This is a genomic window from Sphingobium trunci (assembly GCF_022664535.1).
Taxonomy (GTDB): Bacteria; Pseudomonadota; Alphaproteobacteria; order Sphingomonadales; family Sphingomonadaceae; genus Sphingobium.
The window spans coordinates 106534-119873 of the sequence record NZ_JAKUJY010000010.1 but is presented as its reverse complement, the minus strand read 5'-3'; the positions used below and the strand labels follow the sequence as shown (position 1 = coordinate 119873).

Here is a 13340-nt window from a genome sequence, read left to right as displayed (position 1 = left end):
TCAATCCTGGCCCCTGCCAGCATTTCCATCCTGGCTGCCATGCCCCAGCGCCAGATAGTCGTCCGACTGCATTTCCATGAGGCGCGACACGGTGCGCTCGAATTCGAAGGCGCCGTCGCCCTCCGGATAGAGCTTCGCAGGCTCCGCGTCGGCGGAGGCCAGCAGCTTCACCTTATATTCGTAGAGCGCATCGATCAGCGTCACGAAACGGGCCGCCTCATTGCGCTTTTCCGGACCCAGCACCGGGATGCCGACCAGGATCACCGTATGATATTTGCGGGCGATCGCCAGATAGTCCGGCGCGCCCCGCGCCTCCGCGCACAGGCGCTTGAAGGAAAAGACCGCCACCCCCTTCAGGCTCTTGGGCACATGCAGCGTGCGGCCGCCCTGAACCTTGATATCCTCGGCGGGAACCTTCGCCCGGTCCTCCACCGGATAGTCGGTCAGCCGGAAAAAGGCTTCGGACAGCGCAGTGGTCGCCTCCGGCCCGTTGGGCGCGTGCCAGAGCTGGGCGTCGCCCAGGCGGTCGAGCCGGTAATCGGTCGGGCCGTTCAGCGTCATCACGTCCAGCTTCGCCTTGATCAGATCGATGAAGGGCAGGAAAAGCTGGCGGTTGAGGCCGTTCTTGTAGAGTTCGTCCGGTTCGCGGTTGGAGGTGGTGACGATCGTCACCCGCTTTTCCAGCAGGCCGGTAAACAGCCGCGACATGATCGCCGCATCCGCCATATTGTTGACGACCATCTCGTCGAAGCAGAGCAGCCGCGCCTCTTCCGCCAGCGATTCGACCACCGGTGGGATCGGATCGCCCGTTTCGGACTTGCGCGCCTCGGCCAGCCGGGCGTGCACGTCGAGCATGAATTCGTGGAAATGCGCCCGCTTCTTGCGCTGGACATGTACCGTGTCGAAAAACAGGTCCATCAGCATCGACTTGCCGCGCCCAACGCCGCCCCACATATAGAGGCCGCGTGGCGGCTCCGGCGCCTTGCGCAGCAATTTCCAGAGCGTCGATCCGCGCGCGGGGGTCGCCTCCAGCTCATGCTGGAGTTGATCCAGGCGCCGCGCCGCCGCTTCCTGATCCGGATCGGCGCGCAATTCCCCGGCGGCAACCAGTGCATGATAGCGGCCGATGACTCCGGTCATGACAGCGTGCAGCCGGGAAGAAGCATGGCTTTCACGCAGCCTTTACCTTGCGGGCCACGCCCTGACCGGCCAGAATGACGGCGCCATCCTGAACCAGCGTCATGCGCACAAAGCCCATGCGGCCGGTTTCCCGCAGCACCACCACCTCGCCTTCGACCAGACGGTCCATCCGGCCGGGCGCGGGAAATTCGATGTTCAGCGAAACGGTGACGATGGAGACGGGATCCTCCTCCCGCAGGAAGGCCAATCCCATGCAATATTCAGCGATACCCGACAGAAACGCGCCGTGGAGCGCGCCATATTGGTTGCGCAGGCCCGCAACCGGATCGAATTCCAGCAGCATCGTCCCGGCATCAACCCGGCGCGTGGCGATGGGCGGAAAATTTTCCGCCCAGGTTCCACGGTCGCGCAGGGCGCGATCCGAAACAGCCGCCGCGCCTTCCCCTTCCGTCAAAGCTGGCGCTCGACCATCATCTTCTTGGTTTCGGCGATCGCCTTGGCGGGGCTGAGGCCCTTGGGGCAGACATTCGCGCAGTTCATGATGGTGTGGCAGCGATAGAGGCGGAAGGGATCCTCCAGCTCGTCGAGCCGCTCGCCGGTATATTCGTCGCGGCTGTCGGCCAGCCAGCGATAGGCCTGAAGCAGGATCGCCGGGCCGAGGAACTTGTCGCTGTTCCACCAGTAGCTGGGGCAGCTGGTCGAGCAGCAGGCGCACAGGATGCACTCATAGAGGCCGTCCAGCTTCTCGCGGTCGGCGGGCGACTGGAGCCGTTCCTTGCCGCTCGGCGCCGGGCTGACGGTTTGCAGCCAGGGCTTGATGGAATTGTACTGCGCGTAGAAATGCGTGAAGTCCGGCACCAGATCCTTGATCACATCCATGTGCGGCAGCGGCGTGATGCGCACTTCCTTGCCCGAGCATTCCTCGATCGAGGTGGTGCAGGCGAGGCCATTGCGGCCGTTCATGTTCATCGAGCAGCTACCGCAAATGCCCTCGCGGCACGAACGGCGGAAGGTCAGCGTCGGGTCATATTCATTCTTGATCTTCAGCAGCGCGTCCAGAACCATCGGGCCGCAATTGTCGAGATCGATCTCGAACGTGTCGTAGTGCGGGTTCTGGCCTGAGTCGGGGTCGTAGCGATAGACCTTGAAGCTCTTGACGTTGGTGGCCCCGTCCGGCGCCTTGTGGGTCACGCCCTTGGCGCTGATCTTGCTGTTCTTGGGCAACGCAAATTCGGCCATTGCTCGTCAAGCCTCTTCCGATGGTCCTTCAGTTCGGCGTTGCGCATAACAAAAAATCTGCAAAGGTCCAGCACAGAGAGCAGCATAAAAGCGGGTTGCTTGATTTGAGGCCGTCTTCATCGGTACGGCGCGGCACAGCCTGGAGACGCCTGAGTTGCCCAACGATATCGCCTTTCTGGCCATTGCCGAAGCCCATCAAATCTACCATTGGCTGCCCGCGGCGCTGGCGCTTTCGCGGCGCGCGGGGGTGGAGGTGCATGTGCTCTCGCCCTCCCGCATGATCCTCGATCTGGTGGCCGGCTACGATCCGGACGGCGCGCTGAACCTGGTGCGCCTGCGACGGCCGCCCTCGCCCCCCGACTCGCTGTTCCGCCAGCCCTCGCGCTTTCTGACGCTGATGCTCAACTATGCGACGATCCGCCGCTTTCCCCTGCTGGTAACGACGGAGATTTCCAGCGGCTGGCTGCGCGGCGTGCCGGGCTTTTCCTCGCGCATGGTACAGATCAAGCATGGCGCCGGGGACAGGGAGGGCGGCTACAAGGCGCGCCATTCCGCCTTCGACCTGACGCTGGTGGCGGGCGAAAAGGATCGAAGGCGGCTGATCGATCGCGGTCTTTGCGGGGCGGAGGAAATCGCGGTCGGGGGCTATGCAAAATTCGAATTGCAGGCACCACGCCGGCGCTTTTTCGACGATGAGCTGCCGGTGCTGCTCTACAACCCGCATTTCGATGCGCGCCTGTCCTCCTGGCTCAACCATGGTCCGAAGGTGCTCGCCGCCTTGGAGGCGCTCACGGGCTGGAACGTCATCATCGCCCCGCACACCAAGCTTGCCGGCCGGACAGCGCCGATCCGGACCGATGCCCCCCATATCCGGGTCGACATGGGCAGCCGCCATTCGATCGACATGAGCTACACGATGAGCGCCGACGCCTATCTGGGCGATGTGTCGAGCCAGGTGTATGAGTTTCTGCTTCATCCCCGGCCCTGCATCTTCCTCAATCTCGACCGGCGCGACTGGCGGTCCGACGATGCCTTCGCGCATTGGCGGCTGGGGCAGGTGATCGAGGACATGAGTGCCCTGCCCCGGGCGCTGGACCGCGCAGCGGGCTTGCAAGCCGGGTTCGTTGATGCTCAGGAAGCGGCCATGTCCGATTCCATTGACCGATCCCCCGCCCTCGCGTCCGAGCGGCAAGCCGACATCATCCTGAACTTCGCCCGGAAATCGGAGGGCATGGCGGCCGCATGACGCAGATCATCACGACCGCCCTCGGCCCCGTGAGGCTCACGGGGGACAATGCGACGCGCATCTGGGGCATGTCCAATGCGGAGAGATGCCGCCGCATGGCCGAAAGCGCGGCAAAGGCCGGCAGCGCGCTGGCCGAGGGCCATGAGCTGCTGTTCAACCTGACCTATGCCTTCGACCCTATGCTGTTGCGGGAGGTGCTGGCGACGCCGGGCACCGTCTTCCTGTGGGGCACGACGCCGATCGTCGGGCAGGTTCCCGCCGGCAGCGATCCGTCGGCCGCGGCGCATGCGATCGACCTGTCGGACGGCCGGAAGCTCTACAACAGGCAGCTCCGCAAGCTGGAACAGCCCTTCGTCCGGGAACTCACCCCCGCGACCCGGCGCGGCATCGAGCGGCAGAGCTATTTCGGCGCCTATAAGGGCGTCACCGACCTGCTTACCAAATATCTCTGGCCGGAACTGGCGCTGTGGCTGACGCGGCTGGCGGCATCGATCGGCATGACGCCCAATATGGTGACGGCGATCGGCGCGACGCTCTGCGTCGTCGCGACCTGGCTGTTCGCGCATGGGCTTTACTGGACCGGGATGCTCACCGGCTTCATCTTCATGATATTGGACACGGTGGACGGAAAGCTGGCGCGCTGCACCATCACCTCGTCCAGATGGGGCAATGTCGCCGACCATGGCGTCGACCTGATCCACCCGCCCTTCTGGTGGTATTTCTGGGGCGTGGGGCTGTCGGCCTGGGGGCTGGCACTACCGGGCCAGACCTTCGCGCTGGTCATGGCCGCCGTGGTCGCGGGCTATGTAGCGCAACGGCTGATCGAAGGCCTGTTCATCCGGGAATTCGGCATGGACATCCATGTCTGGGGCCGTTTCGACAGCCGGTTCCGGCTGATCACCGCGCGCCGCAACCCAAACATGGTGATCCTGTTCTTCGCCCTGCTGGCGGGGCGGCCGGATATCGGGTTGATCGCCCTTGCCTGGTGGACCATCATCTCCCTGATCGTCCACGCCGTGCGGCTGGCGCAGGCCTATGCCGCCAGGCGGGCAGGACGGCCCATCGTCAGCTGGATGGAGACGACCGCATGAATGCGACCATCGGGAAGTTCGGATTTCCGGCAACACTGGTCGCCGAGTTCCGGCATTGGCTGGTGCTGCTGCGCCCGGCCCAGCCCACTTTGGGATCGCTGGTGCTGGCCGCGAAGTCCGACGCCGAGGCATTCGGCGCCCTGCCTGCGCAAGCCCATGCCGAACTGGCGGTCGTGACCAAAGCCATCGAAGGCGCGCTGACGCGGGCCGTCGGCTATCAGAAGGTCAATTATCTGATGCTGATGATGGTCGACCCGCATGTCCATTTCCATGTCCTCCCCCGCTATGAGGGGAGTCGGGAACATGCGGGCGTGACGGTCCCGGATGCCGGCTGGCCGGGCCAGCCTGACCTGGGCAGCGCGGTGAAGCTCTCCAACGAGCAGATCGCCGAACTGACCGATTGGCTGAAGCCCTATTTCGCGTAGCGTCCTTCGGCCAGCCAGCGGGCGGTGAGCGCCTTCGCCGCTTCGACATCCTGCGGGAAATCGACTTCCTGCCAGTCCATCCCCTCGATCGACACGGTGCCGACGCGGTTGCCCTTGGCGATGATGTCGATGGCGCGCAGATACCAGCGCTCGACGCCTTCGGGAGTACGCATCATCTGGTCGATCTGGTTGCGGAAGATGGCCGGCCCTTCCCCCTTGAACGCCAGCATGCCGATGGATTCGGCATTGGTGTCGGGGGGCAGCAGCCGCTTGCCGATGGCGTGAAGGCGGCCGGTCGCGTCCCGGTTCACCTTCATGTCGTCGTCGTCATAATCGCCATGCTTGACGTCGACGGTCACGGTGATCGCATCCTGCGCGCCCGCGATCAGCCGGCCGACGATCTCGTCCGAAACGATGGTGTCGCCGTTCAGGATGATGAAGTCGCGATCCATTTCTTCCCGCACGATCCAGCAGGTGCCCAGATTGTCCGCGACCTGGAAGAAGGGATTGAACACGGTACGGATGCGCGCGCCGGTATCGCGATAGAGTTGCAGCGCATGATCCTCCACCCGTTCGGTGCGGAAGCCGGTGACGACGACGATGTCGGTCACGCCATTGGCGACAAGTGCGGCGATCTGCCAGCTGATAAGGGTGCGGCCGTTGAAGTCGATCATGCATTTGGGCACGTCGCGCGTCAGCGGGAGCAGGCGCGAACCCTGGCCCGCGGACAGAATGATGGCTTTGGTAATGCTCATGGCGCGCGGCCTTAAAGCAAATGCGGGGGGAGGAACAGCGCATGTTGCATCGCATCCGGCCCGATCCTAGATAGGCGCGCGCCTGACGGACGGCGTTGCAGCGAAAGGCCGGGGCCTAGTGAACAGCAAGCGCGGATCGGGTGGCGCTCAGGAGGGCTTTGCCCGCATTCTGGCGAACACCGGCTGGCTGCTGGGCGGCAAGGGGGTGGGCGCGGTCCTCAGCCTTGCCTATCTCGCCATCGTGACGCGTACGCTGGGCGTGGCCGATTTCGGCCGGTTCGCGCTGATATTGAGCGCGGCCAACGTTATCAAGACGCTGGTGAGCTTCGACAGCTGGCAGATCGTGGTGCGCTATGGCCAGCCGCATCTGGCGTCGGGCAATGGCGATGCGCTGAACCGGGTGTTGCGCTTCTGCATCCTCATCGACCTTGCCTCCGCGATAACCGGCGGATTGATCGCGGCGTTCATCATCGTCGTCTTCGGACCGCTGATGGAATTGTCGGCGGGCATGGGGTGGCAGGCCTGGATTTTCTGCATGGTGATGATGATCACGATCCGGTCCAGCCCGACGGGAGTGCTGCGACTGTTCGATCGGTTCGATTCGGGCGCGCTTGCCGAAACCATGATCCCGGTGGGCCGGATGATCGGCGCGGCGATCGCGTGGGTGGCAATGCCGGACGTCACCGGCTTTCTCATCGCCTGGGGGGCGGCCGAGCTGCTCTGCGCGATCAGCTATTGGTGGCTGGCATTGCGGGTCGGGCGCGAGAGGATCGGTAGCTGGCGGGCGGGCAGGGCGATGGACGCGCGCGCCGAAAATCCCGGCATCGTCGGCTTTCTGACGGCGACCAATCTGCAGACCACCCTGTCGTCCATCGGGCAGCAGGTGGCGGTGCTGGTCGTGGGTCTGTTCGTGGGACCGGCGGGCGCGGGTCTCTACCGGCTTGCCAATCAGCTCGCCAATTCGCTGACCAAGATTTCCAGCCTGCTCTCGCGCAGCATCTTCGTGGAACTCAGCCGCACCCATAGCAGTCACGGAAGGGAGGCGTTGGGCACCTTGTTCCGGCGGACCAACCGGCTGGCGCTGATCGCGGGAGTCGTGATCATCGCGCTGATCCTGACGATCGGCCATCCGCTGCTGGGGCTGATCGCGGGCAAGGCCTTTCTGCCGGGCTATCCGCTGCTGCTGCTGCTGGGCGTCTCTTCCTGCATCGACCTGGTCGGGGTCAGCTATCGTCCGCTGCTGATGGCCACCGACCGGGCCAATCTGTCGCTGCGCATCACCTTCATCTCCACTGCCCTGCTGCTGGCGATGCAGGCGGCGCTGCTGCCCATCTATGGCACGGTCGGCGCCGCCAGCGCGAACATCATTGCGTCGATCGTAGGCTTCGCGATGATGGGGCTGGCGAGCAGGCGCGCCATTGATGCGTTTACGCCCTAATCTTCAACCGGAACGAAGGCGCCCTTGGCCCTGTCCTTCACCACCCTGTCGGCGCGGAAGACCGAGCCGCTCATCGTGATATAGACGCCCGGCTCCGCGACCTGCGCCGTCGCGAAGGCCATGCCGAGATTGAAGCTCGCATCGCTCTCCCCGAAGCGGGCGGGGGCGAGCGCGCCCACCAGCACCACCGTCTTGCCGGGGATGGCGGCCAGCAGCTTGGCCGTTTCCGTCATCGTGTCGGTGCCATGGGTGATGATGATGTGGCTTTCCGGCGCCGCCGCGACACGATCTCGGATCAGTTCGCGATCGGCGTCGTCCAGTTCCAGACTGTCCTTGCGCGTCACTTCCTCAATGCGGAAGGGGCGCTTGACGCGGGCGATCTCCAGCAGCTTCGCCATCACCGTTTCGCCCACCTGATAGTCCGACAGCGCGTCGAAATAGATTTTGTCGATCGTCCCGCCGGTCGTGAGCAGCAGGATCGGCGTTTCGGCGGACAGCATAAAGGGACTCCAAAGGAAATAGCAGGTCTTCTAGGGCATTTCACCCAGGGCGTGAACCCGGCGGGCCTATTGGCCCCTGGCCATTTCCTCGCCCCGGTCTCGCGCGGCCGTGAGGGTGTCGACAAGCAGCTTCAACAGCCGATCATCGGCATCCAGGACATTCAGACCCTGGCGCGTCATGCCGCCGGGGCTGGCGACGCGGTCGGCCAGGACAGCGGGACTTTCGCTGGCCTGGGCCGCCATGCTGGCGGAGCCGCGCACCGTCGCGAGCGCCATGCGGGCGGACTGGTCCGCGGGCAGGCCGATCGCTTCGCCTGCCCGGGCGAAGGCGTCGATGAAGCGGAAGAGGAAAGCCGGACCGCAGCCGGACAGGGCAGTGACTTCGTTGAACCGGTCTTCATCGGCGATCCATTCGGCCAGGCCCAGCGGCGCGATCAGCGCTTCGACTTCGGTGCGGGCACTGGCCGAAACGGCGGCATCGGCGTGGAGCGCGGTAACGCCCTCCCCTATGCCCACCGGCAGGTTCGGCATGGCCCGGATAACATCGCCCGCCACAGGGAAATGGGCCTTCAGGTCGGAGAGCGGCGTTCCGGCGAGAATGGAAATGATGCGGGTATCCGCAGCGCAGACCGGGGCGAGCGAGGCCGCGACATCGGCCAGTTGATAGGGCTTCATTCCCAGCAGAGCGGTCGTTCGTGCGGGGAGGGACGCGGGATAGTCCGTCACCACCTGGACGCCCTCGGCCACGGGCCTGCCGCTCGGCCGCAGGACGATAATGCGGGCGGGATCCAGTCCGCTGGCGAGCCAGCGGGTCAGCATCTGTCCCGCCATATTGCCGCAGCCGACGAGGAACAGATGTTCGGGCCAGGTCGTGGTCATGGAAGACGGTCTCAGGCTTCGCCGCGGGTTTCGATCAGGCTGGCGGAAATCGCTTCGGCCGGGGTTTTGCCGCCCCACAGGACGAACTGGAACACCGGGTAGAAGCGTTCGCACTCATCGATCGCGGTTTCGATCAATATCTGCGCCTGATCAAGCGTCAGCGTGCCGCCCGCGCCCAGCAGCGCGCCGTGGCGGAACAGGACGATGCCACTGGACGACCAGAGTTCGAAATGGCCGAGCCACAGCTGTTCGTTGATGAGGCCGAGCGTTTCGTAGATCGCGCCGCGCTTGTCGTCATTGACCCGAATATCGGGCAAGGCGAGAAGCTGGAGCACCTGATCCTCGTCGCGCCAGATGCCGCGCAACTCATATTGCGCCCACGACCCCTGCGTGCTCGCGACGATCTCGTCCTCGCCCACCTGATCGAAGCTCCAGCCATGCGCCTCGAAATAGGCGGCCAGCATATCGATCGGCGCGGCTTCCTGGCCGCCATTTTCAAATTCGTCGCTGTCCATCATGTGCGGGCCTTAGAGCATTTTGCGCGCCGCTGGAACAGCCGGTCGCGGCCGAAATCCGTGGACAAGTCCGACTTTGATCGGAAGCCGCCGCTTATTCCGCCTCGCTGGGCCTGGCGCGCACCGTCTTCTTGACCGGTTCGGGCGCCCTGCCCTCCAGCGCGTCGAGCCGGGCCTTGAGCGACTCCACCTCTTCGCGCGCGGCGGCGGCGAGCGCCTTCACCGCATCAAATTCGTCGCGACTGACGAAATCCATGCCACCGATCCACTGCTTGGCCTTTTCCCGGGCGTTGGTTTCGAACTCGCGGCTCATGCCCGCGACCGTCCCGGCCGCGCCGTTCACCAGCTTGGCAAGGTCGTCGAAAAAGCGGTTTTCGCTCTGCATGATGCTTGGTCCTTCTGCGCGTCGCCTTGTCTGGCGACAAAGATCATATCTGGGTCTGGAACGCGGGTTTGCCAAGGCTTTCCGCGTCCGGATTGAGGCGGCCGATCTCATAGTTGAGGTAGGACGCAAAGACCAGCCAGCACAGATAGGGCAGCAGCAAGAGGCCGGCAGCCTTGCGCACGCGCCAGAAAAGCACGGTCGTGGCCGCCACGAGAACCAGCAATATCAGGATCAGGACCAGCGCATTGCCGACCTGATGCGCGCGGAAGAAAAGCGGCGACCAGACGAGGTTGAGGGCGAACTGGACCAGGAAGGCGGTGATGGCCGCTCCCCTGCCCCGCGCGCCCCGCGCATGCAGGATGATCGCGAAGGCCAGCGCCATCAATATGTAGAGGATGGTCCAGGCGACCCCAAAAGCCCAGCCGGGCGGAATGACGTCCGGTTTGGCCAGCGCCGCGAACCAGCGGTTGCCATAGCCACTATTGGCGAGCTTGCCGGAGAGAAAGCCAAGGAAAACAATCGCAGGCACAGTAACCAGCGCCCAGCGCAGATAGGCGAGGCGTAATTGACCCGGAGACGCAATTTCGTTCATCAGCGACGAAGCTCCACGATTTATTCAGCGGCTTCGGGCGAATCCTTCAAGGCCGAGTCAAGCCGCCGACTGACGGTTTGCGGGGAAACGGTTCGTCCTGCAACCCGCGAATAGAAGATCGGGATGAGGAACAGCGTGATCAATGTCGCAAGACTGACGCCGAACACCACCACCACGCCGATGCTGTGCCGGGCGGCAGCGCCTGCCCCGCCACGAATGACCAGCGGCAGGGCGCCGATGACCGTCGCGATGGAGGTCATGAGGATCGGGCGCAACCGGCGGGTCGCCGCCTGCCGGATGGCGGTAGCGACCTCCAGCCCTTCGTCGCGCAGCTGGTTGGCGAACTCGACGATCAGAATGCCGTTTTTCGCCGCTAGGCCGACCAGCATGACGATGCCGATCTGGCTGTAGAGGTTGATCGATCCGCCCGTCAGCGCAAGGCCGATCACCCCGCCCGCCACCGCAAGCGGTACCGTGGCGATGATGACGCCGGGGTGGATGAAGCTCTCGAACTGGGCTGCCAGCAGCAGATAGACGATCAGGATCGTCAGGCCGAAGACCAGCCAGATCGCCCCGCCCGTTTCGCGCAACGACTGGCTTTCGCCGCGATAGCCGATGGCGACGACTTCGGGCGACTGACGCGCCTGAGCTTCGAGGAAATCGAGCGCCTCGCCCAGCGAATAGCCCGGCGCCAGCGCCGCGGTCAGCGTGATGGCGCGCAGCTTGTTATAGCGGTTGAGCTGGCGCGGTCCGGCCACTTCGCGGATGGTGACGACCGCCGACAGGGGGACCAGCGCGCCGGTGCGGCTGCGCACGTTGATGCGTTCAAGGTCCGCCTGCGTCTGCCGCCCTTCGCGCTCGGCCTGCACCAGCACGCGATATTCCTCGCCCCGGTCGACATAGGTGGTCACGCGGCGCGAACCGAGAAGGGTCTGGAGCGCCTGGCTGATGTCGTTGGCCGATACGCCCAGATCGCCCGCCCGCTGCTGGTTCACCTCGACCCGCATCTGCGGCTTGGTTTCCTTGTAATCGCTGTCCAGGTTGATGAGGCCGGGATTGCCGGCGGCGGCCGCCATGATGCGGTCGCGGGCGGCGACCAGCCCTTCATAGGTCGATCCGGCAAGCACGAGATTGACCGGCAGGCCGCGCCCCCGCCCCAGCCCCGAACGGGGCGCCACATTGCCGCGCACGCCGGGCTGGTTGGCAAGAACCCTGTTGATCGTGTCGGCAACCTGCGCGGTGGTGATGGTGCGGTCTTCCCACGGACGCAGGAAGGCGATGATATTGCCCCCGTTGAAATCGTCGCTGGAACCGAAACCGGCGGGGGCGCGGACATTGAGCACCTGGAGCGAACCGTCGTCGCGCAGCGGCTGAAGGTCGCCCTCGATCTTCCGCATATAGGCCTTCATCCGGTCGAAGCCGGTGCCTTCGGGCGCAGTGACCTGCCCGTCGATGACGCCGGTATCTTCTGCCGGAGCCAGTTCGGTCGGCAGTTTCGTGAACACGACCGCCGACCCCGCCAGGAAAATCGCCACCACCACCAGCGCCATGGCGGGCTTCGTCAGGACGCGGTCCAGCAACCGGGCATAGGCCCCCTCCAGCCGCTGGAAACGATCGTCCACCCAGCGCGATAGCCGGGACCGTTTCGAATGGCGCAGCAGCTTCGAACAGAGCATGGGCGCGAGGCTGAGCGAGATGAAGCCGGAAAAGGCAATGGCCGCGATCATCGCAATGGCGAGTTCGCGGAACAGAAGGCCGGTCTGACCGGCCAGGAACATCACCGGCACGAACACGGCGCAGACCACCAGCGTCGTCGAAATGATCGCGAAGCCCACCTGCCGCGTCCCGAGATAGGCGGCCAGCAGCGGGTCCTCCCCCTGCTCGATGCGGTGGTAGACATTTTCCAGCACCACGATGGCGTCGTCCACGACCAAGCCGATGGCCAGCACGAAGGCCAGCAGCGTCAGCAGGTTGATCGACAGCCCCAGCAGCCACATCACCGCACAGGTCGCGAGCAGGCAGATCGGCACCGTGACCGAGGGGATTATGGTGGCGCGCAGCGACCCCAGGAACAGGAAGATGACGGCAATGACCAGGATCGCCGCTTCGGTCAGCGTGTCATAGACATTGTCGATGGCGCGGCTGATGAACAGCGATTCGTCGGAACCGATATTGACCTTCATCCCCGCTGGCAGGGTCGGGCGCAGTTCAGCGATCAGGGCCTTGGCCTTTTCCGCGACGTCCAGCGTGTTCGCGCCGGACTGGCGGATGATGCCGACGCCGATGCCGGTCGCGCCGTTGGAACGGAAGCTGGTATAGGGATTTTCCGGCCCCTGCTCGATCCGGGCGACATCGCCCAGCTTCACCTGATAGCCGTCCGCGCCGCGCCCGACGACGAGCCGGGCGAACTGGTCCGGCGTGGAAAAGGCGCGTTCGACGCGCAGGGTCTGGTTCTGGTCCGTGGATTCGAAACGCCCGGCGGGCAGTTCGACATTCTGGGCGCGCAGGGCGCTTTCGACGTCGCCGGGCGTGATGCCGAAGGCGGCCAGTTTCTCCGCATTCAGCCAGATGCGGGTGGAGGGCCTCTCGTCACCGCCCCCGGTGACGCGTGCAACGCCGTCGATGGCGGAAAAGCGATCGAGCACGTTGCGGTCAAGATAATCGGCAATCTGCGTCGGCGTCCAGCCGGGCTTGGTGAAGATGATGAACAGGATCGCACGGGCATCGGCGTCGACTTTCCTGATCTCCGGGGCGAGCGCGTCCTCGGGAAGATCCTCCGTCACCGAACCCACGCGGTCGCGCACGTCATTGGCCGCCGAATCGATATCGCGGGAGGGATCGAATTCGATGCTGATCGCCGATGTGCCGTCGCGCGAGGTGGAGGTGATCGTCCGGATGCCCTGCACCCCTGCCACCGCATCCTCGATGATCTGGGTGATGCGGGTTTCGACGACCGAGGCGGCGGCGCCGGTATAGCTGGTTTCGACCGAGACGATCGGCGGGTCGGTATCCGGATATTCCCGCACCGACAGACTGAGCCAGCCCACGACACCCACGATGCAGAGCAGCACGGCGACGACCGCCGCAAACACCGGGCGGCGGACGGAAAGATCGGAAAGCTGCATCGCGCGCCTT

14 protein-coding genes are annotated in these 13340 nt (G+C 64.8%); 4 read left to right on the top strand and 10 right to left on the bottom strand.

All coding sequences use genetic code 11. The features are described 5' to 3' along the window. From zapE to MJ601_RS11375, 3 genes are read right to left on the bottom strand one after another with little or no spacing between them, the layout of a single operon-like run. The gene (zapE, locus tag MJ601_RS11385; protein ID WP_242126434.1) at window positions 1-1140 is read right to left on the bottom strand and encodes a cell division protein ZapE; all 1140 of its coding nucleotides are present in this window, start codon (window positions 1138-1140) and stop codon (window positions 1-3) included. A gap of 31 nt (window positions 1141-1171) precedes the next feature. After that, window positions 1172-1594 carry a PaaI family thioesterase gene (locus MJ601_RS11380; RefSeq protein WP_242126431.1) on the bottom strand — a complete coding sequence of 141 codons (423 nt, stop codon included), beginning with the start codon at window positions 1592-1594 and terminating at the stop codon, window positions 1172-1174. Continuing rightward, on the bottom strand, window positions 1591-2379 hold the full coding sequence (locus MJ601_RS11375) for a succinate dehydrogenase iron-sulfur subunit (RefSeq protein WP_242126430.1): 789 nt from the start codon (window positions 2377-2379) through the stop codon (window positions 1591-1593). Before MJ601_RS11375 ends, MJ601_RS11380 begins: the two co-directional genes overlap by 4 nt. Before the next feature lie 154 nt (window positions 2380-2533). On the opposite strand from MJ601_RS11375, the gene MJ601_RS11370 reads away from it, so the two are divergent. The 3 genes from MJ601_RS11370 to MJ601_RS11360 are packed head-to-tail and all read left to right on the top strand — an operon-like array spanning window position 2534 to window position 5141. Further along, window positions 2534-3625, top strand: a complete 1092-nt coding sequence (locus tag MJ601_RS11370; protein WP_242126428.1) for a glycosyl transferase — start codon at window positions 2534-2536, stop codon at window positions 3623-3625. Beyond that, window positions 3622-4716 carry a CDP-alcohol phosphatidyltransferase family protein gene (locus tag MJ601_RS11365; RefSeq protein WP_242126426.1) on the top strand — a complete coding sequence of 365 codons (1095 nt, stop codon included), beginning with the start codon at window positions 3622-3624 and terminating at the stop codon, window positions 4714-4716. Before MJ601_RS11370 ends, MJ601_RS11365 begins: the two co-directional genes overlap by 4 nt. After that, on the top strand, window positions 4713-5141 hold the full coding sequence (locus tag MJ601_RS11360) for an HIT family protein (RefSeq protein ID WP_242126424.1): 429 nt from the start codon (window positions 4713-4715) through the stop codon (window positions 5139-5141). The genes MJ601_RS11365 and MJ601_RS11360 overlap by 4 nt, the downstream gene beginning before the upstream one ends. Here MJ601_RS11360 and MJ601_RS11355 read toward each other — a convergent pair. Further along, entirely contained in the window at window positions 5129-5896 is a 768-nt protein-coding gene (locus MJ601_RS11355) for a phosphocholine cytidylyltransferase family protein (protein ID WP_242126422.1), read from the bottom strand. The two genes, MJ601_RS11360 and MJ601_RS11355, sit on opposite strands and share 13 nt — an antisense overlap. A gap of 118 nt (window positions 5897-6014) precedes the next feature. Between MJ601_RS11355 and MJ601_RS11350 the strand changes: the two genes are divergently transcribed. Further along, window positions 6015-7334 carry a lipopolysaccharide biosynthesis protein gene (locus tag MJ601_RS11350; RefSeq protein ID WP_242126420.1) on the top strand — a complete coding sequence of 440 codons (1320 nt, stop codon included), beginning with the start codon at window positions 6015-6017 and terminating at the stop codon, window positions 7332-7334. Here the strand turns inward: MJ601_RS11350 and MJ601_RS11345 are convergent. The 6 genes from MJ601_RS11345 to MJ601_RS11320 form a co-directional block, all read right to left on the bottom strand. Beyond that, window positions 7331-7834, bottom strand: a complete 504-nt coding sequence (locus MJ601_RS11345) for an asparaginase domain-containing protein (RefSeq protein ID WP_242126417.1) — start codon at window positions 7832-7834, stop codon at window positions 7331-7333. The genes MJ601_RS11350 and MJ601_RS11345 overlap by 4 nt on opposite strands. Window positions 7835-7900: 66 nt before the next feature. Then, window positions 7901-8713: a pyrroline-5-carboxylate reductase gene (proC, locus tag MJ601_RS11340; RefSeq protein WP_242126415.1), complete on the bottom strand. Its 813-nt coding sequence runs from the start codon at window positions 8711-8713 to the stop codon at window positions 7901-7903. A gap of 11 nt (window positions 8714-8724) precedes the next feature. Beyond that, window positions 8725-9231 (bottom strand): type III secretion system chaperone family protein, encoded by a 507-nt coding sequence (locus MJ601_RS11335; RefSeq protein WP_242126412.1) that lies wholly within the window; start codon window positions 9229-9231, stop codon window positions 8725-8727. A 91-nt stretch (window positions 9232-9322) separates the two neighbouring features. Continuing rightward, window positions 9323-9613 (bottom strand): accessory factor UbiK family protein, encoded by a 291-nt coding sequence (locus tag MJ601_RS11330; protein WP_242126410.1) that lies wholly within the window; start codon window positions 9611-9613, stop codon window positions 9323-9325. Between the two features lie 43 nt (window positions 9614-9656). Further along, the gene (locus MJ601_RS11325; protein ID WP_242126408.1) at window positions 9657-10205 is read right to left on the bottom strand and encodes a TspO/MBR family protein; all 549 of its coding nucleotides are present in this window, start codon (window positions 10203-10205) and stop codon (window positions 9657-9659) included. A 20-nt stretch (window positions 10206-10225) separates the two neighbouring features. Continuing rightward, window positions 10226-13330, bottom strand: coding sequence for an efflux RND transporter permease subunit (locus MJ601_RS11320; RefSeq protein ID WP_242126405.1), 3105 nt, complete (start codon window positions 13328-13330; stop codon window positions 10226-10228). Window positions 13331-13340: the final 10 nt, after the last annotated feature.